The organism is Bradyrhizobium sp. SZCCHNRI1029, assembly GCF_032487555.1.
In the GTDB taxonomy this organism is placed as follows: domain Bacteria; phylum Pseudomonadota; class Alphaproteobacteria; order Rhizobiales; family Xanthobacteraceae; genus Bradyrhizobium.
In genome coordinates this window covers 213,289-232,177 of sequence record NZ_JAUEUK010000008.1, presented here as the reverse complement: position 1 = coordinate 232,177, position 18,889 = coordinate 213,289, and the positions used below count along the sequence as shown (strand labels likewise).

General features: G+C 66.1%; 15 protein-coding genes and 1 pseudogene. 5 read left to right on the top strand and 11 right to left on the bottom strand.

The genetic code is table 11. From position 1 onward, the window contains the following. Nucleotides 1-8: 8 nt before the first annotated feature. Nucleotides 9-488, bottom strand: coding sequence for a MarR family winged helix-turn-helix transcriptional regulator (locus QW861_RS23225; RefSeq protein WP_316193519.1), 480 nt, complete (start codon nucleotides 486-488; stop codon nucleotides 9-11). A gap of 288 nt (nucleotides 489-776) precedes the next feature. Here QW861_RS23225 and QW861_RS23220 point away from each other — a divergent pair, with 288 nt between their 5' ends. Both QW861_RS23220 and QW861_RS23215 read left to right on the top strand, forming a co-directional pair. Continuing rightward, the gene (locus tag QW861_RS23220) at nucleotides 777-2,633 is read left to right on the top strand and encodes a feruloyl-CoA synthase (protein WP_316193518.1); all 1,857 of its coding nucleotides are present in this window, start codon (nucleotides 777-779) and stop codon (nucleotides 2,631-2,633) included. A gap of 165 nt (nucleotides 2,634-2,798) precedes the next feature. Then, nucleotides 2,799-4,784 (top strand): cache domain-containing protein, encoded by a 1,986-nt coding sequence (locus QW861_RS23215; RefSeq protein WP_316165782.1) that lies wholly within the window; start codon nucleotides 2,799-2,801, stop codon nucleotides 4,782-4,784. A 16-nt stretch (nucleotides 4,785-4,800) separates the two neighbouring features. Here the strand turns inward: QW861_RS23215 and QW861_RS23210 are convergent, their stop codons facing one another. The 7 genes and pseudogenes from QW861_RS23210 to QW861_RS23180 form a co-directional block, all read right to left on the bottom strand. Beyond that, on the bottom strand, nucleotides 4,801-5,799 hold the full coding sequence (locus QW861_RS23210) for a dipeptide ABC transporter ATP-binding protein (RefSeq protein ID WP_315713886.1): 999 nt from the start codon (nucleotides 5,797-5,799) through the stop codon (nucleotides 4,801-4,803). Further along, complete coding sequence (locus QW861_RS23205; RefSeq protein ID WP_315826015.1) at nucleotides 5,799-6,797, bottom strand: ABC transporter ATP-binding protein; 999 nt, start codon at nucleotides 6,795-6,797, stop codon at nucleotides 5,799-5,801. Before QW861_RS23205 ends, QW861_RS23210 begins: the two co-directional genes overlap by 1 nt. Next, complete coding sequence (locus QW861_RS23200; RefSeq protein ID WP_315826014.1) at nucleotides 6,797-7,738, bottom strand: ABC transporter permease; 942 nt, start codon at nucleotides 7,736-7,738, stop codon at nucleotides 6,797-6,799. The genes QW861_RS23205 and QW861_RS23200 overlap by 1 nt, the downstream gene beginning before the upstream one ends. Beyond that, nucleotides 7,704-8,663, bottom strand: a complete 960-nt coding sequence (locus QW861_RS23195) for an ABC transporter permease (RefSeq protein WP_315713883.1) — start codon at nucleotides 8,661-8,663, stop codon at nucleotides 7,704-7,706. The genes QW861_RS23200 and QW861_RS23195 overlap by 35 nt, the downstream gene beginning before the upstream one ends. 43 nt (nucleotides 8,664-8,706) lie before the next feature. Next, complete coding sequence (locus QW861_RS23190) at nucleotides 8,707-10,500, bottom strand: peptide ABC transporter substrate-binding protein (RefSeq protein WP_316193517.1); 1,794 nt, start codon at nucleotides 10,498-10,500, stop codon at nucleotides 8,707-8,709. A gap of 268 nt (nucleotides 10,501-10,768) precedes the next feature. Then, a pseudogene (locus QW861_RS23185) lies at nucleotides 10,769-11,167 on the bottom strand (hypothetical protein); the annotation flags it as partial. 55 nt (nucleotides 11,168-11,222) lie between these two features. Then, nucleotides 11,223-11,480, bottom strand: coding sequence for a hypothetical protein (locus tag QW861_RS23180; RefSeq protein WP_315713880.1), 258 nt, complete (start codon nucleotides 11,478-11,480; stop codon nucleotides 11,223-11,225). Nucleotides 11,481-11,623: 143 nt separating this feature from the next. Between QW861_RS23180 and QW861_RS23175 the strand changes: the two genes are divergently transcribed. Further along, on the top strand, nucleotides 11,624-13,132 hold the full coding sequence (locus QW861_RS23175; RefSeq protein ID WP_315713879.1) for a sensor domain-containing diguanylate cyclase: 1,509 nt from the start codon (nucleotides 11,624-11,626) through the stop codon (nucleotides 13,130-13,132). A 46-nt stretch (nucleotides 13,133-13,178) separates the two neighbouring features. Here QW861_RS23175 and galU read toward each other — a convergent pair whose 3' ends face one another. Further along, entirely contained in the window at nucleotides 13,179-14,060 is an 882-nt protein-coding gene (galU, locus tag QW861_RS23170) for a UTP--glucose-1-phosphate uridylyltransferase GalU (protein ID WP_315713878.1), read from the bottom strand. Between the two features lie 218 nt (nucleotides 14,061-14,278). Here galU and QW861_RS23165 point away from each other — a divergent pair, with 218 nt between their 5' ends. Both QW861_RS23165 and QW861_RS23160 read left to right on the top strand, forming a co-directional pair. Next, nucleotides 14,279-15,673: a lytic murein transglycosylase gene (locus QW861_RS23165; RefSeq protein WP_315713877.1), complete on the top strand. Its 1,395-nt coding sequence runs from the start codon at nucleotides 14,279-14,281 to the stop codon at nucleotides 15,671-15,673. Nucleotides 15,674-15,813: 140 nt separating this feature from the next. Further along, a complete protein-coding gene (locus QW861_RS23160; protein ID WP_316169486.1) occupies nucleotides 15,814-17,553 on the top strand; it encodes a DUF459 domain-containing protein in 1,740 nt (579 codons plus the stop codon). 133 nt (nucleotides 17,554-17,686) lie between these two features. On the opposite strand, the gene QW861_RS23155 is transcribed toward QW861_RS23160, so the two are convergent. Both QW861_RS23155 and QW861_RS23150 read right to left on the bottom strand, forming a co-directional pair. Then, nucleotides 17,687-18,058 carry a CsbD family protein gene (locus tag QW861_RS23155; RefSeq protein ID WP_315713875.1) on the bottom strand — a complete coding sequence of 124 codons (372 nt, stop codon included), beginning with the start codon at nucleotides 18,056-18,058 and terminating at the stop codon, nucleotides 17,687-17,689. A gap of 74 nt (nucleotides 18,059-18,132) precedes the next feature. Further along, nucleotides 18,133-18,867 carry an SDR family oxidoreductase gene (locus QW861_RS23150; RefSeq protein ID WP_315713874.1) on the bottom strand — a complete coding sequence of 245 codons (735 nt, stop codon included), beginning with the start codon at nucleotides 18,865-18,867 and terminating at the stop codon, nucleotides 18,133-18,135. Between the last annotated feature and the right edge of the window lie 22 nt (nucleotides 18,868-18,889).

The following is an 18,889-nucleotide window of genomic DNA, read 5'->3' as shown; positions in this document are numbered from 1 at the left end:
CGACGAGCCTAGTCCGTCTCGAACTGCGACAGCGCCGTGAGCGCGCGGCGATAATTGTCGCCCCCAAGCCGGCGTGCCACCCGCTTCTCGTGCGCGGCGACCAGTGCATTGGCCTTCTTGAGCATCAGGCGGCCACGCGGCGTCAGGCCGAGCGCATGGGCCCTGCGGTCGTGCTCGGAGCGCTCGCGCACGATCAAGCCGGCCTGCTGCAGGTCGTCGAGCAGCGCGACCATGCGCGCGCGCTCGATGCCCAGCGCGCCAGCGATCGCGATCTGCGCGGCGCCGGGATTGGCCGCGATCGTCTCCAGGATCGAATAGAGGATGACGTCGAGGTCGATCGTCGCGAGCGCGGCGTTGACATCGCGGAAAATCCAGTGCTGCAGGCGGCGGACGAAATAGCCGAGATGGTTCTCGAGCTCACCGAGACCGATCCCGGAATCCTGGCTGGTTGTGTCTCGCTGCGCTCCGGGGCTCGCGCTCTTGGGCATGCTGGCTCGCTGACATGAGGCATCCCTGCCTAGACCGATGCCGTCGCAGGGGCAAGCCGCTCCAATCGGTCACATCCACAATAATTGCAAAGTACAACCATTCTGTTAGTCTCGCGGTCAACGAATACAACATGGGAGGGAAACGCATGCCGTCATCGATGGCGATGGTTGCCTGCATTGCAACCGCAATGCGGCGGCGCATTACACCCGATCGCGGCGCCCGCCGCGCAGCGTGTTCCTCCCGCACTGCAGCTTCAGCGATCACCTCCCGCAGCCCGGAGACACGCCATGGCTGATGCAGAACGCCGCGCCTCCGAGCCTGCGATGTTCGCCGAGCCGTCGATCGAGGCTGTCAGGCGCGACGACGGCGCGATCATCCTGCGCTCGCGCATGCCGCTGCAGCCGGCCGCGCGCTGCACCGGCGAATGGCTGGAGCATTGGGGCCGCCATTTCCCGGATCGCACGTTCCTGGCCGAACGTCGTGGCGACAACTGGACCTGGCTCACCTACGGCGAAACATTGATGCAGGTCCGCGCCGCCGCGGCCTGGATGCTCGCGCAGGGCCTCGGTCCCGAGCGTCCGCTGGCGATCCTGTCCGACAACAGCATCGCGCATGCCGTGCTGGCGCTCGCCGCGCAGCACGTCGGCATCCCCGTCTGCGCGATCTCCCCGGCCTATTCGCTGATGTCGACGGACCACGAGAAGCTGCGTGCGATGATCCGTCTGCTCGATCCCGGCGCCATCTTCGTCGCGCAGCGCGAGCCGTTCGCGCGCGCGCTCGCCGCTGTCGACGGCCTGCATCGGGCGACGGTCATCGCCGGCGACGGCGATGCAACGCGCGCGCTGTCGCTGCAGGCCCTGCTCGCGACAAAGCCCGGGCCGGAGGTCGACCGCGCCTTCGCCGCGGTCACGCCGGACACGGTGGCCAAGCTGCTGTTCACCTCCGGCTCGACCGGGCAGCCGAAAGCGGTGATCAACACGCACCGGATGCTGACCATGAGCCAGCAGGCCAAGGCGCAGTTGTGGACGTTCCTGCGCGAGGTCGAGGGCGGCCCCGTCATCGTCGACTGGCTGCCATGGAGTCACACCTTCGGCGCCAACCACAATTTCAACCTGGTGCTGAGCCACGGCGGGTCGATCTACATCGACGGCGGCAAGCCGGCGCCGGGCCTGTTCGAGACGTCGCTCGCCAATCTGCGCAGCCTGGTGCCGACGATCTATTTCAACGTGCCGCGCGGCTTCGACATGCTGGTCGCGGCACTCAGGTCCGACGACGATCTGCGCCGCAGATTTTTCTCCGGCGTCAGGTGCATCCTCTATGCGGCCGCGGCCTTGCCGCAAAATCTGTGGGATGCGCTCAACGAGATGAGCCGGGCCACGATCGGCCGTCCTGCACCGCTGGTGTCGGCGTGGGGCGCCACCGAGACATCGCCGCTCGCGACCGACTGCCACTTTTTCGCCGAGCGCGCCGGCAACATCGGCGTGCCCATCCCCGGCACAGAGCTCAAGCTGGTGCCGACCGGCGAGAAGCTCGAGGTCCGCGTGCGCGGGCCGAACGTGATGCCGGGCTATTGGAAGGCGCCCGAACTCACGGCCGCGGCTTTCGACGAGGAGGGCTTCTACAAGATCGGCGACGCCGTGAAGCTCGCAGATCCCGAGCATCCGGAGCGCGGCCTGTTCTTCGACGGCCGCATCACCGAGGATTTCAAGCTCAGCTCCGGGACATGGGTGAACGTGGGCGCGCTGCGCGTCGCCGGCATCGCGGCGCTGGCGCCGTTGGCGCAGGATATCGTGATCGCCGGCCACGGCACCGACGAGGTGCACTTTCTCATCGTGCCCAACATCGCAGCGTGCCGCGGCGCTGCCGGGATGACCGAGGCCGTCCCGGCCGGCGACGTTCTGGCACATCCATCGGTGCGCACCGCCATCGCGCGAGGATTGGCCAGGCTTCGCACCGAGGCGGTCGGCTCTTCCCGCTATGCGACCCGTGCGCTGTTGATGGCGGAGCCGCCCTTGCTCGATGCCGGCGAGATCACTGACAAGGGCTATATCAACCAGCGCGCGGTGCTCACCCGCCGCGCCAATCTGGTCGCACGACTGAAGGATGAAACCGCGACCGAGCTGATCAGGCCCGACATGTCCTGACCCAGAACTACGCAACTACTCAACTCACTCACAAGATGGCGCCCGTACTACTACGGGAACGCCTCGCGGGTGCGGCAATTAGTTACCATCCACACTTAACCGGGCATCAACTGCGAATCCTTAAAATCACTCGCATCTAGCTCCCTCATTTGCCCGGACCGCCCCATGGCTCAGCCGCGTTTCTCTCTCGCTTTCCGCATCTACGCGATCATCGGCCTGTCGTTCTGTGGACTTGTCGGGCTCGCCGCAACGCAGAGCCAGAACCTCGAGACCGCTCTCAAGGATCAGCGGCAGAGCGAGCTGAGCCATCTGGCGCAGACGGCAGTCAGCATCGCCCGCGAGGAATATGACGCGATCGCGCGCGACAAGGTGGCGCCCGAGGTCGCGCAGAAGAAGGCGGCCGAGCGGATCGGCAAGCTGCGCTACGGCAGCGGCGACTACTTCTGGATCAACGACATGGGTCCAAAGATGGTCATGCATCCGATCAAGCCGGAGCTGAATGGTCAGAACCTCGCTGACAACAAGGACCCGACCGGCAAGCGGCTGTTCGTCGAAATGGTCGACGTCGTCAAGCGCCAGGGCGCCGGCGTCGTCGACTACATGTGGCCGAAGCCCGGCAAGGATGCGCCACAGCCGAAGATGTCCTATGTCGCCGGCTTCGAGCCCTGGGGCTGGATCATCGGCACCGGTGTCTATGTCGACGATCTCGAAGCCCAGATGTGGGAGAGCAAGCGCAGCGTGTTCATTGCCGCCATGCTGGTGATGCTGATCATCGGATCGATCACGCTGATCATCGCGCGGCGGATGTCGTCGGCGCTGGCCGCGATGAGTGGCGCGTTGACCGAGCTCGGCAATGGAAACTTCGACATCAAGCTGCCGGGCCAGAACCGCAGCGACGAGCTCGGCGACATGGCGCGCTCGATCGAGCAGTTCAGGCAGAAGACCGAGGAGAAGGCGCGGCAGACCGCGATGCTCGAAGACGAGCAGCGCCAGGTCGCAGAGCGCATCAAGACCAAGGCGCTGCAGGAGATGGCCGAAGCCGTCGAGCAGGCCGCCAGCAGCGCGGTCGGCGAGGTCGCGCAGGGAACCGGCCACATGGCCGACAATGCCAAGTCGATGACCGACAGTGCGCTGACGCTGGAGCGCAACTCGAGCAGCGTTGCGGCGGCGGCCGAGCAGGCCCTCGCCACCACCCAGACGGTCGCCAAGGCGTCGGCCCAGCTCGCCGCCTCGATCTCGCAGATCTCCAGCCAGGTCAGCTCGTCGCGCGAGCTCACGCGCAAGGCCGTTGCCGCCTCGTCCGACGCTCAGGCCACCATCGCGAAGCTGTCAGAAGCCGCCGACAAGGTCGGCGCCGTGACCAGCCTGATCAGCGAGATTGCCGGCCAGACCAACCTGCTGGCGCTGAACGCCACCATCGAGGCCGCCCGGGCCGGCGATGCAGGCCGCGGCTTTGCGGTCGTCGCCTCCGAGGTGAAATCGCTCGCCGAGCAGACCGCCAAGGCGACCAGCGAGATCGCGCAGCAGATTGCCGAGATTCAGGACTCGACCCGCGCCTCGGTCACCTCGATCGGGGCGATCGGCGAAGTCATCCGCAACGTCGAAGCCGTATCCTCCGGCATTGCCGATGCGATCCAGGCGCAGAACAGCGTGACCATCGAGATTTCGCGCACGGTCGAGGAGACGTCCGCCGCCGCGCGCGAGGTCGCCAGCCAGATCGCCGAGGTCTCTCGCGAAGCCAGCGAGGCCGGCCGGCGCTCGACCGACATCCGCGACGGCTCGACTGTTGTCGCCGACAAGGTGCAGCGGCTGCGCACCGAACTGGTGCGGGTGATCCGGACGTCGACTGCCGACGTCGATCGCCGGCTGTCGACGCGGCTCAACATCAACCGCCCGGGCACGCTGCAGGTGAACGGCGAAGCGATCCCTGTCACCGTGCGCAACCTCTCGCTCGGCGGCGCCCTGCTCGAAGCCGTTCCGGTTCGTCTGACGATGAACACGTCGGTGACGCTTGCCATCACCGGCATGGTGTCCGATCTGCCGGGGACCGTGACCCGCGTTGGCGACCGTACCGCGTTGGTCCAGTTCGCATTGAACCCGGAGCAATCGGCGCGGCTGACGGCGCTGGTCTCGGACCGTCAGGCGGCGTAACGCGCCGATCTCCGCCTCAACGGAAATGGCAGGCGACGAGATGCCCCTCGGCGCTTGCCTTCAATGGCGGCACTTCCTTGCTGCAGACGTCCTTGGCGATCGGGCAGCGGGTATGAAAGTGACAGCCCGATGGTGGATTGATCGGGCTCGGCACCTCGCCCTTGAGCCGCACGCGCTTGCGCTTGACACTCGGATCCGGGATCGGCACCGCCGACAGCAGCGCCTCGGTGTAGGGATGTTTCGGCGTCGAATAGAGCTGGCGTGACGGCGCGGTCTCGACGATGCGGCCAAGATACATCACCGCGACGCGGCGGCTGATGTGCTCGACGACCGAGAGGTCGTGGGCGACGAACAGATAGGCGATGCCGAACTTCTGCTGCAGATCCTCGAGCAGGTTGATGACCTGGGCCTGGATCGACACATCGAGCGCCGACACCGGCTCGTCGCAGATGATCAGCTTGGGCTCGACCGCGATCGCCCGCGCGATGCCGATGCGCTGGCGCTGGCCGCCCGAGAACTCGTGCGGATAGCGCGTCATGTGGTCGGCCTGCAGGCCGACGGTCTCCAGGAGATGAACGATGCGCGCCTCGTATTGCTGGCGTGAGGTCGCCAGCCCATGGATGGTCAGCGCCTCGCCGATGATGGCGCCGATGGTCATGCGCGGGTTGAGCGAGGCATAGGGGTCCTGGAAGATGATCTGGATGTCGCGGCGAAGCGCGCGCAGGCTTTCGCCGGACAGCGCGATGACGTCCTTGCCCTCGAAATTCAGTTCGCCCGAGCTCGGCTCGATCAGCCGGAGGACGCAGCGCCCGGTGGTCGATTTGCCGCAGCCGGACTCGCCGACGAGGCCGAAGGTCTCGCTCGGCTCGATGTCGAAGTTGACGCCGTCCACGGCCCGCACGCTGCCGATCTGGCGCTTCAAGAGCCCGCCCCGGATCGGGAACGCCTTGGTCAGGTTGCGTACGCTGAGCAGCGGCGCGGGTACGACGGGGGTGGCAATGGCAGCTTCGGTCATCACAGCAACGTCTCTTCGGCGCGGATGCACGCCACCTTGTGGCCGGGCTCGATCTCGCGCAGCAGAGGCTGCGCGGTCCTGCAATCGGGAATGGCGAAGCGGCAGCGAGAGGCGAAGCGGCAGCCCTCCGGCGGATTGACCAGCTTCGGCACGCTGCCGGGGATGCTTTCCAGCCGGCTCTTCCTGACCGCGTCGAGATCGATCCGCGGGATCGAGCGGATCAGGCCCTGCGTATAGGGATGGCGCGGATTGGCGAACAGCCGCTCGACCGGCGCCTCCTCCGCGACCCGGCCGGCATACATCACCACGACACGTTGCGCGACCTCGGCCACGACGCCCATCGCGTGGGTGATCAGCATGATCGACATGCCGAGCCGCTCCTTCATGTCGAGCAGCAGATCGAGGATCTGCGCCTGGATCGTGACGTCGAGCGCCGTCGTCGGCTCGTCGGCGATCAGGAGCTTGGGATTGCACGACAGCGCCATCGCGATCATCACGCGCTGGCGCATGCCGCCGGAGAAATGGTGCGGATAGTCGTGCACGCGGGCTTTCGGATTGGGGATCTGCACCAGCGCCAGCATCTCGGCCGCCCGATCCATCGCCGCCTTGTTGGACAGGCCCTGGTGCAACCGGATCACCTCGGCGATCTGATCGCCGACGGTGTAGACCGGGTTGAGCGAGGTCATCGGCTCCTGGAACACGATCGCGATCTCGCTGGCGCGGATCTTGTTCATCTCGGACGAGCCGAGCGGCACCAGGTCACGGCCCTGCCACAGGATCTGGCCCCCGGCGATGCGGCCGGGCGGCATCGCGATCAGCTTCAGCACCGACATCGCGGTGACGGTCTTGCCGGAGCCGGACTCGCCGACCACGCACAGGGTCTCGCCGCTGCCGATCGAGATGTCGACGCCGTCGACGGCCTGGACCTCGCCCTCGTCGGTGTTGAAATAGGTCTTCAGCCCCTTGATCTCGAGCAGCGGAGCTACGCGCGCGTCCATCACATCACCTTCCGCGGATCGAGCGCATCGCGCAGGCCATCGCCGATGAAGTTGATCGCGATGACCGTGAGGAAGATCGCGCCGCCGGCGAACAGCGCCCAATGCGGCGCGATGTCGAGATAGTCCTTGGCGTCGAACAGCAGCCGGCCCCAGGTCGGAATGTCCGGCGGGAAGCCGAGACCGAGGAACGACAACGTCGATTCCGCGATGATCGCGGCCGCGACGTCGATGGTGCCGGCGACGATCACCGGCCCCAGCGCGTTCGGCAGGATGTGGCGAACGACGAGACGGGTGTTGGAGGCGCCGAGCGCGCGCGCCGCCTCGACGAATTCCTTCTCGCGCAGCGACAGGAACTGGGCGCGGACCAGACGCGCCACATGCATCCAGCGGAAGCCGCCGATCACGAGCACGATGAGCACGAACACGCCGCCTTCCGGGCCGAGCCAGCCTTTGAGGAAATCGCGGAACAAATAGATGATCAGGAGCAGCAGCGGCAGTTGCGGCAGCGACAGAAACAGATCGGTCAGCCACATCAGCGCGGCATCCACCGGTCCCTTGGCCGAGCCGGCGATCGCACCGACGAGAATGCCGACGAACAGCGCCACGCCCATCGCGGCAAAGCCGACCGCAAGCGAGATGCGGCCGCCATAGATCATGCGCGCCAGCAGATCCTGGCCGAGATCGTCCGTGCCGAACGGGTGCTCCCAGGACGGCGGCGCGAGGCGTGCCGTGAAGTCGATCTCGTTGATCGGAATCCGCCACAGCCACGGGCCGAGCAGGATCGAGAGCGCGAGCAGCAGCAGCACGACGATGCTGGCCGCCGCGAGGCGGTGACGGAGGAAGCGGCGGAGCGCGTCGCGGCCCGGCGAGAAACGCCGTTTGGGCGATGCGACGACCGGCACCGTCTCAACGGAAGGAGATGCGTGGGTCAAGCCAGCCATACAGAATGTCTGCGATGAGGTTGAAGAGGACGACGAGGCAGGCGAACACGAAGGTCACCGCCATGATGACCGGCGTATCGTTGGCGAGGATCGCGCTGATCAGGAGCGAGCCGATGCCGGGAATGCGGAAGATCTGCTCGGTGACGATGGCGCCGCCGAACACCGTCGGCATCTGCAGCGCGACCAGCGTCACCACCGGGATCAGCGCATTACGCACGACGTGCTTGACGATCACCTTGCGCTCGTCGAGGCCCTTGGAACGCGCGGTCGTGACGTAGTCGAGCTTGATGACGTCGAGCACGGCGGAACGGACATAGCGCGTATAGGACGCCGCCTGGTAGAGGCCGAGCACCATGACCGGCATGATCGCCTGCTTGATGCTCTCCCACCACCATTGCCAGCCGGTCGCCTGCAGGTCGGCGCGATAGACGAACGGCAGCCAGCCGAGATTGACGCTGAAGATCAGGATCAGCAACAGGCCGGTGAAGAAGGTCGGCAGCGAGAAGCCGATGAAGGCGAAGGTGTTGGCGATCTGGTCGAAGATCGAATACGGCCGCCGCGCCGCGAGCACGCCCACCGGCAGCGCCACCGCCAGCGCCAGGATCTGCGCGGTGCCGACCACGTAGAGCGTGGTCGGTATCCGCTGCAGGATCAGCGTGTCGACGTTGACGCGGCTGGCGAAGGAGAAGCCCCAGTCGCCCTGGAACATGGCGACCAGCCAGTGGACATAGCGCAACAGCACGGGATCGTTCATCCCGAACTTGATGCGCAGCGCCTCGCGCACCTCGGGCGGCACGTTCGGGTTGCTCGCGAGCTCGCCGAATGGATCGCCCGGTGCCAGCGCGAGCAGCACGAACAGAATGAGACTGATGCCGAGCAGGCTCGGCACAGCGACGATGAGGCGCCTGAGAAGATAGTTTCCCATCGCTCCACCCCTACGATGTCTGGCTGGTCATGCTGGCCGCGCGTCAGCTCGCCCGATACCAGGTGGCGATGAACGCCAGATCGTTGTCCCAGCCGCTCTTGTACAGCACCATGCCGTTCTTCACGCCGATCGCATTGAGCCGGTTGATCTCCGGCAGGACGTAGTTGTCACGCACGACGAGATCGTTGAGCTTGATGAACAGCGCGGCGCGCTTGACCGGATCGAGCTCGCTCTGGGCCAGCATGTAGGTCTCGTCATACTCCTTGTTCTGCCAGCGGCAGATGTTGCGGCCCTGCCACTTGTTCTCCTTGGTCGCGGCCTCGGTGGACACGAACTGGTTCATGAAGAACTGCGGATCCGCCTGCGGCATCGTGGTCTGATACATCTGCATGTCGCAGTAGAAATGCGAGTAGGTGTCGGGGTTCGCGACGTCCGAGGAGAAGAACACCGACGCGACCACCGACTTCAGCTCGACCTCGATGCCGGCCTTCTGGAACGCCAGCTTGATGATCGCCTGGTTCTTCTGGCGCGGGCCGTTGATCGAGGTCTGGAACACGAATTTGAGCGGCTTGCCGTCCTTCTCGCGGATGCCGGAGGCGCCCTTCTTCCAGCCGGCGGCGTCGAGGATCTGGTTGGCCTTCTCGATCGAGAACTCGAAAGTATTGTTCTTGGAGCGGAAGCGCTCGGGGTTGTTGAGAAAGTTGGGCGTCGCGACGCCGGCGCGTCCATAGATGAACTTCTGCACCGACGCACGGTCGATCAGGAGATTGATCGCCTTGCGCACCTCGGGATCGGAGAACAGCGGGTGCTTGGTCTTCAGGCTGGCGCGCTCGCCGTCGACCTCGACATTGGGATCGGTGACGTTGAGGCCGATATACTCGATGTTGCCGGTCAGCGTCAGCTCGGTCTTGCCCTGGCCGCCCGCCTCGAGCTTGGTCAGGATCTCGTCCTCGACCTGCAGATTGTAGGCGTAATCGTATTCACCGGTCTGCAGCACTGCGCGCGCAGCGGAGACCGCGTCGCCGCCGCCCTTGATCTCGACCGTGTCGAAATAGGGCTGCGTCGGCACGTGATAGTCCGGAAAGCGCTTGCCGGCGACGGTGTCGCCCGGCTTGAAGTCCACGAACATGTAGGGACCGGTACCGACCGGCTTCAGGTTCGCCGGCGCCTCGCGCGACTTCGCCCCGATATAATCCGCAAAGTGATGCTTGGGGATGATGCAGCCGAACGAGGCGACGAAGGCATCGGCCCAGAACGGCGTCGGCTGCGGAAAGACCAGCTTCACGGTCAGATCGTCGATCTTCTCGATCGACTTGACGTTCTTGTAGCTGCCGATCGAGACCGCCGAGGTCTCGGGGTTGTTGGCGTATTCCCAGTTGAAGATGACGTCGTCGGCCGTGAACGGCTTGCCGTCGTGCCATTTGACGCCCTTCTTCAGCTTCCAGGTCACCGACATGCCGTCGGCGGCAAGACCGCCGTTCTCCTTGCTCGGAATCTCGGCCGCGAGAATCGGCACCAGATTGCCGTCCTTGTCCCATCCGGCCAGCGGTTCGTAGAACAGGCGGCTGGCCTCCTGGTCCTTGGTGCCGATGGCGAAATGCGGATTGAGCAGCGTCGGCGCCTGCCAGAGCAGCAGCTTGAGCGGACCGCCGCCACCGGCCTTGGTCGGCTTGTAGGGGATGGCATCAGCAGCGACCGCGGCGCCTGAGTAGGAGAGCATCGCGCCAGCCATCGGCGCGGTCAGCCCCACGGCAATCATCCGCTGCACAAATTCGCGCCGTGACAGGCGTCCTGCTTTGACATCAGCGATCTGGCTACGGAGGTCACGCTCGTTCATCCATCGACTCCAAAGGTGGTGCTGAATGCCAAAAACGCGTCCCCGTCCTGGATCGATCGGGAACTGCATAAAATTGGATCAGCCTTCGAAGCGACTGTCAAAGCAGAATCCGGGCCAATTCCGCAATAAAGAACGGATCGATTGTCGCACTTCGCAGATGCGGAAAGATTGACTGCGAGTCACATCCCGGAAAATGGAACTACGTCGCTCGCGACGGTCGCCACACACCGGAATGTTCTGCTTCGGAATGAACGCTCTCGATGTGCGCTCAGCTCTCGCGACACCAGTTCGGCAACTGCCCGAGGTCATTGTCCCATTCCGAGGAATGGCTCGACAAACCTTTGCGGATGCCGCTGACGCGCGGACCCGGCGACGCCATCGTTGATCATCAGCATCTCCATGTCGCAGTAGACGTGCGTGTAGGTGTCGGAATTGGCGACGTCGCTGGAGAAGAACGCCGAGCCACCACCGACTTCGGCTCGAGCTCGATGCCCGCCTTCTGGCAGGCCTACGTGACGATGACATGGTTCTTCGGCCGCGGGACGTTGGTGGAGATCTGGATCACGAGCTTGAGCGGCTTGCCGCCCTTCTCGCGAATGCCGTTCGCGCCCTTCTTCCAGCCGGCGTTCTCCAAAACCTCGATCGCCTCGTCGACGTTGAGCGCGAAGCACTACCGCCGGAAAATCAGGACACAGCCCCAGTGCCGCGGGCACGGATGCAGCTCAGCGCTCCGGCTTCAGCTTGCGGAAGCGGACGCCCTTGCCATCGGGCAGCCGGGTCGCGACATAGCCCGCCGCCAGGCAGGCCTCGCGCTGCGGCATCTTCTCCTGCGGACTTCGCAGGCTGTCCCACCACGAGGCGCGCTGCGCGGCGCGCGGCAGGCCGTCGCCGATCAGCTCCTCGATCTCGTCGAGGCTGAGCACCAGCTCGGGGCGGGTCTGCCGCTTGAGATAGTCTCGAAGCGCATCATAGTCCGGCAAGTCTCGACTCCATCGTACCAGCGCGTGTGCGGCCGCCTTGACGACAGGCGCGGCGAACGCAACGACTCGTTAACCTAACATGCGTTACTTCGGCTTTATCCGTCAGTCTACGGACGGGACTCCACGGGGGACGGGACGATCCGATGCGCTGGACACGCCGAACGGGCCGGGCGACGCAGCCTTGGCGGCTTTCGGCGCGCACGCTGATCACCTGCTCCATCTCGACCATCATCGGTTTCTCCGCCATCTGCGCCAGCGTCATGATCGACCTGCGCCGGAGCGAGGAAGTCCGCGCCCGGCAGGCGCTGGAGAACATGGCCGCCAGCATCGGCGCCGACATCAGCCGCACCGTCGAGCTCTACGATCTCTCGCTGCGGGCGGTGGCCAGCAACATGTTGCTGCCCGAAATCAACGAGGTCAGCAAGCACGTCCGCCAATTGATCCTGTTCGACCGTTCGTCCACCGCGAAGAATTTCGGCACCATCCAAGTCTTTGATGCCCGCGGGCGGCTGTCGCTCGAGTCGTCGACGCTCGACCCGCTGCCGGAGGACCGCAGCGACGCCGATTTCTTCCAGGTGCATCGCGACCGGCCCGACACCGGGCTCTATGTCGGGCGGCCCGCTCAGCATCATGGCCAATATTCCATCGTTCTCAGCCGCCGCATCTCGACGCCGGACGGACGCTTCGCCGGCGTCGTCGCCGGCTCGATCCGCATCGGCTATTTCCGCGACCTGTTCGCAAGGCTCACGCTCGGGGCGGGCGACAACATCACCGTGCTCCGGCGCGACGGCACCGTCATCGTCAGCGCGCCGTTCGATACCGGCGCGATCGGGCGCAACCTGGCGCGGGCGCCGGCCGTGACCCGCGCGCTCACCGAGCCGGCCGGCTGGTCGAGCAGCTATGGCGCGCTGGACGATCTGCCGCGGCTGCTGGTCTGGCGCAATGCCAATGAGCCGCTGGTCGTGATCGCCAGCAAGTCGTGGGACAGCGTCTATGCATACTGGCGCCATGAGGCTGCAGAGATCGGGGCGATGATGCTGGCGCTGATCGTGTTCGTCCTGGCCGCGACGCAGGTCGCCGCGCGCGAGATCCAGCTCCGGGCGAAGGTCGAATCCAGACTGGAGCAGCTCGCGACCACGGATCCGCTGACGGGCCTGAAGAATCGGCGCAAGTTCGACGAGACCATCGAACTCGAATGGCGGCGGGCGCAGCGCGCCGGCGCGCCGCTGGGGCTGCTGATGATCGATGCCGATCACTTCAAGAGCTACAACGACACCCATGGGCACCAGGCCGGCGATCAGGTGCTGGTCGGCATCGCCGTGTGCATCTCCGATTCGGTGCGGCGCGCCGGCGACTGCGCCGCGCGTTATGGCGGCGAGGAGTTCGCGGTGCTGCTGCCGGGGACCTCGGAAGCGGATGCGCTGCGCGTCGCGGAGACGATCCGCAGCAAGGTCAAGCTGTGGGCGGGAGAAGCGTGCACCACCTCGATCAGCATCGGCGCCGCCAGCGTCACGCCGTCGCGCGACACGGACTGGACCGGCCTGCTCAATGCCGCCGACCGCGCCCTGTACATGGCCAAGGCCGCGGGCCGTAACCGCTGCGCCAGCGCAGCGGTGCGTCATCCGTCACCCGCCGCTTCGCTGGCGGCGTGATGCCGCCAACCGCCTCGAAGGCGCGGCATTTCGCGCCGGCTTGGCCTCAGCCCTTGCCTTCGAGATAGCGCTTCATGTCCGCGCGCAGGCCATCGCGCAGGTCGGCTCGCGCCATGGCGAAGGCGATGTTGGCCCTCAGGAAGCCGGACTTCGAGCCGCAATCATGCCGCTCGCCGTCGAAGTCCACGCCGTAGAATTTCTGCGTCTTCGACAGACCGATCATCGCGTCGGTGAGCTGGATCTCGCCGCCGGCGCCGCGCTCCTGCGTCGCGAGGATCTGGAAGATCTCCGGCTGCAGGATGTAGCGCCCGGTGATCGAGAAGTTCGACGGCGCGGTGCCCTTGGCCGGCTTCTCGACCATGCCGTCGACCTCGAACATCTTGCCGTCGCGCTTGCCGACGCCGCAGATGCCGTATTGATGGGTCTGATCGGCCGGCACCTCCTGCACGGCGAGCACGTTGCTCTTTTCCGGCAGCTTGCTGGCGGCAGCAATCATCTGCGCCAGGCACCCCGGCGCGTTCAGCACCAGCTCGTCGGGCAGCACCACCGCGAACGGCTCGTCACCGACGATGTCGCGCGCGCACCACACGGCATGGCCGAGCCCGAGCGGCGCCTGCTGGCGGGTGAAGCTGACCGCGCCGGCCTCCGGCTGGTCGCGCGCGAGGATTTCCATCTCGGTCTTCTTGCCGCGCGCCGCGAGCGTCGCGTCGAGCTCGTACATGCGGTCGAAATGATCCTCGATCGCGGTCTTGTTTCGCCCGGTCACGAACACGAAATGCTCGATGCCCGCCTCCTTGGCTTCGTCGAAGACGTATTGGATGAGCGGCTTGTCGACGATCGTCAGCATTTCCTTCGGCATCGCCTTGGTGGCGGGCAGGACGCGGGTGCCGAGACCGGCGACCGGAAAAACGGCTTTGCGGATCTTCATGGGGATGACTAGACCTTGTGGCGATATGAATGCGAAATCGATCGCATTTTAGGTAGCTCGTTTGCAGCCGAGAACAAAGGCGGATGTTGGTCCAGTGTTCCGCTCGACACGGACCGAACGGCTAAATTTCGCTGCGGAAATCGTTAACCTTGTTAATCTCCCGTTAAGCAGGACCGGGCCTCGTGGAGGCCGATCTTCCATGCGATCTGGATCGAGACATGATGCGACGGAACGTGATGCTGACAGCTCTGAAGGCCGGTGCTGGCGCGGCGGTTCTGGTCACGGCGTTGACGGTGGTGTCTGGTTCCGCTGTCGCGCAATCCTCAGGCGGGCCGCTGAACTTTCTCGACGGCCTGTTCACGGGCACCCTGACGAAGGGCGACCCCGCCCCCAACCAGCCCCCTGCCGCCGGCGGGCCGCAGCCGTGGAGCGGCCAGGACGGCGCCTCCGGCCATCCGCTGATGACGGCGGCGGCGATCCGCGAAGCCGCCGGCAATTTCGACAATTGCGTCGCCGGCATGTGGCCAGATGCCGCACGACGCAACATCACGCAGGACAATTTCCAGCGCTTTACCGCCGGCCTGTCGCCGGACCTGCGCATCATGGACCTGCTCGACGCGCAGCCCGAATTCACCAAATCGATCTGGGACTATCTCGACATCCTGGTGAACGACAACCGGCTGGCGAAGGGCCGCGAGGTGCTGGCGAAGTACAAGCCGCAGTTCGATGCGGCCGAGCGTACCTATGGCGTCGACCGCTACATCGTCGCTTCGATCTGGGGCATCGAGTCCAACTACTCGACCCAGATCGGCGACCGTAGCGTGCTGCAGTCGACCGCGACGCTCGCCTGCATCGGCCGCCGCCAGGCCTATTTCAAGGATGAGTTCCTCTCCGCCCTGGAAATCCTCAATCGCGGCGATTTGCGCCCCGAGCAGTTGCGCGGCTCCTGGGCAGGCGCCTTCGGCCCGACCCAGTTCATGCCGACCGCGTTCAAGCGCTTCGCCGTCGATGCCGATGGTGACGGCCGCCGCGACGTCGTCGACAATCCGGCCGACCTGATCGCCTCCACCGCCAACAATCTGAAGAAGGACGGCTGGCAGAGCGGCCAGAGCTGGGGCTACGAGGTCGTGGTGCCCCAGGGCTTCAACTACATGCTCGCCGACCGCGCCAAGAGCATGAGCTTCGCCCAGTGGGAACAGCTCGGCCTGCGGCGGGCCAACGGTCAGCCGTTCCCGACTGGCGCCGAAAAGGCCTATCTGCTGGCGCCGGCCGGCGCCCAGGGCCCCGGCTTCCTGATGCTGCAGAACTTCCGCGTCATCATGAAATACAACCCTGCGGAAGCCTATGCGCTGGCGATCGGACACTTCGCCGACCGCCTCCGCGGCGCACCGCCGTTCGTTCAGGCCTGGCCGCGCGAGGAGCGAACGCTGTCGCGCGGCGAGCGGCTCGAGCTGCAGCAATTGCTCGCCGAGCGCGGATTTTACCGCGGAACGCCGGACGGCCAGTTCGGCGGCCAGACGCGCGAGGCGCTGCGGAACTTCCAGGCCTCGATCGGGGCGCCGGCGGACGGATTTGCCACCTCGGATGTGCTCGAACGGCTGCGGACGCGCTGATCGCAGCCCCAATCTGCCCTGCCGGTAACCTTCTGGGGCGATTACCGGCGCCGTCAACACCATCCGGTGAATGCCCGTTTGCGGCCTGATTCGCGTCCTATTATATGAATCGTCACGATCACGCCGCGCGACGGGTGCGCATGTCAAAGCTGAAGTCCATCCTCAAGCTGTTGAACGAGCCCGGCCCGCTGGTCGTGCTGGCGGTCGTCATCGCCATGCTCGTCGGCATCGCCGGTCCCGCCTCGGCCCAGTTCTTCAACTTCAACCCGTTCGCTTCGCCCCGCCCGGCACCGCGCGGCGGTGGAGGTGGCGGAGGTTGGTTCGGCGGCGAATTCTTCGCTCCGTTCCCGCAGCAACAGCCGAAGAGGGTGATCCAAGACTATTCCAAGGCGCCGCCGCCGGAGAAGCGTGATGGCGCGCCGGACCGCTACGTGCTGGTGCTCGGCGACGCCATGGCCGACTGGCTCGCCTATGGCCTGGAAGAGGCCTATGCCGAGCAGCCCGACATGGGCGTGACCCGCAGGATCCGGACCACGTCGGGCCTCATCAAGTATCAGCCCAGGGGCGAGCCGGCCGACTGGGCCGCCGCCGCCAAGGGTATCCTGGCGACCGAACGCGCCGACGCCATCGTCATCATGCTCGGCCTCAACGACCGCATCTCGCTGCGCGAGCCCGCGATCGAGAAGACCGACGACAAGAAGGGCGACAAGGCCAAGAAGGATGCCAAGGCCAAGCCTGGTGAGACAAAGCCTGGTGAGACCAAGCCGGGCGAAGCCAAGCCGGATGGCAAGGCCGACACGGCGGCCAAGCCCGACGACAAGGCTGCCGATACCGATCTGCCGCAGGACGAGGCCGACAACGACACGCCTGCGGTCGCGGCACCGGAGAAGGCCGCCCGCTCGCCGGGCGGCCTCTACGAGTTCCGGGACGAGCGCTGGGTCGAGCTGTATACGAAGAAGATCGAGGAGATGATCGCGATCGCCAAGAGCAAGGGCGTGCCCGTGCTCTGGGTCGGCCTGCCCGCGGTTCGCGGTCCCAAGGGGACGGCGGACACGCTGTTCCTCGACTCGCTGTATCGCGATGCCGCCGGCAAGGCCGGCATCACCTATGTCGATGTCTGGGACGGCTTCGTCGACGAGGCCGGCCGCTTCCTGCAGAAAGGCCCGGACTTCGAGGGCCAGATCCGCCAGCTGCGCTCCTATGACGGCGTCTATTTCACCAAGCCGGGCGCGCGCAAGCTCGCCCATTATGCCGAGCGTGAGATCAACCGGCTGCTCGCGGCCCGTTCCGCGCCGCTCGAGCTGCCGAACGAGCCGGCCACGCCGGACGCCAATGCCGTACCGGGCCAGCCGGCGCCGCGGCCGGTCGCCGGCCCGATCCTGCCGCTGGTGGCGTCATCCGTCGGCACCGATCAGTTGCTGGGCGGCCCCGGCTCCCGACCTGCGGCGGTCGACGCGCTGGCGGCCCGAACCCTGGTCAAGGGCGAGGCGCTGAGCCCGCCGGCCGGCCGCGCCGACGATTTCGTCTGGCCTCGCCGCGAGGTCGGCCGTGAGCAGGCCAAGGAGCCGCCGAAGGAGCCTACCCGGCCCGAAGCGCCGATGGCAGCGACTTCGCCGGCGGAAGCGACGCCGGCAGCACCTGGGCCGGTGTCGCCGCAGCCGCGGCAAAGGCGGCTGACCACGCCGGGGGCGCCCACCCAGCAGCCGCCAGCCCAAACGCCGCAGCCGAATCAGGGCGTTCGTGAGTTTTTCGGCTTCGGCGCGCCTCAGCAGCAACAGCAGCCGGCGCGGCCGCCCGCCGCGCGCAATCCGAACGCGCCGCCGCGGCCGCCAGGATTGGTCGGCCGCTCGGCAGCATCGCTGGAGACCCAGGGCCGCTGATCGTGACCACATTTCGGCGCTGAGGGCGATCGACGCGGATCATTCCGGACCAAGGTGCCAATGACAAATCGGCCCGCATTCGAGAGCGAATGCGGGCTGATTGTCATCTGATCGTCAGCGGGTCTTTGCAGGCTCAGTAGCGCCAGCGCTGCGGCGGCTGCGGCCGGCTCGGCGAGCGCATCAGCATCGCCAGCAGGAAGCCGATGCCGCCGGCGACCAGCAGCGCGCCCATCGGATTGTCCTGAACCCGCTTGGTCAGCGCCTGCGTGCCGTCACGCAGCGTCTCGGAGCCGTTGCCGAACGTATCCTTGGCGAAATCCATCGCCGCATCGCCGGCCTCGCGCGCCGCGTCCTTGGCCTGGCCATACATGTTCTGCACGACGCCCGAGGCCTCGCGCGCACGCCCCGACGCCTGCGTGCTCTTGTCGCCCAACATCTCGCCGACGCCGCCTTCGATCTTGCCTGCGACATCCTTGGCCGTACCGGTCAGCCGATCCTGATCCATTGCCGCTCTCCTTCTCTGCATTGTGCGGGATTGCTGGCCTGCTAACCGGCCAGCACGGCGCAGGTTCCGGACGACTACAAAATCAGGCCGCCGTCGACGACGAGGGTCTGGCCGATGATGTAGGACGACAGCGGCGAGGCCAGGAACAGCGCCGCACCGGCCATGTCCTGCGGCGTCCCCAGCCGCCGCAGCGGAATGCGCTGCAGCGCGCCCTCGAGGCGCTTCGGATTGGCGGTCGTCACCTTGGTCATCTTGGTGTCGACGAGCCCGGGCGCGATCCCGTTGACGCGGATGCCGTCTTCCGCCCACGCCTCGGCCAGGGTTCGCGTCAATCCCATCGCGCCGGTTTTCGAGGCGTTGTAGGCCGGATTGCCCATGGTCGAATGATAGGCCGCGGTCGACGAGACAATGATGAGCGCGCCCCTGGCATCGCGCAGCAGGCCGTGAAATTTCGTCGCACAGGCCATCAGGCTGATGAGGTTGACCTCGACCACCTTGCGAAAGCCCTCCATGGCGAATTCGCCGCGCCGGTACAATACCGCGCCCTGCGCCAGCACCAGCACATCGAGCCGATCGAGCCGCGGCGCGAAGCTCTCGATCGCGCCGGGATCGCTCACATCGAGCTGATGGTAGTTCACCCCTGCGAGATCGGAGCCCTCACCTTCGGCATAATCGGCGGCGCTCGCCCGCGTGCCGCTGACGTCGACGCGCGCGCCCTGCGCGCGAAACGCCTGCGCGATGCCGTTGCCGATGCCGCTCGATCCGCCGATCACCAGCACCGAGCGTCCCGTGAAATCGAGCGCGTTCATCTCCCCACTCCTTCTCTTGTTG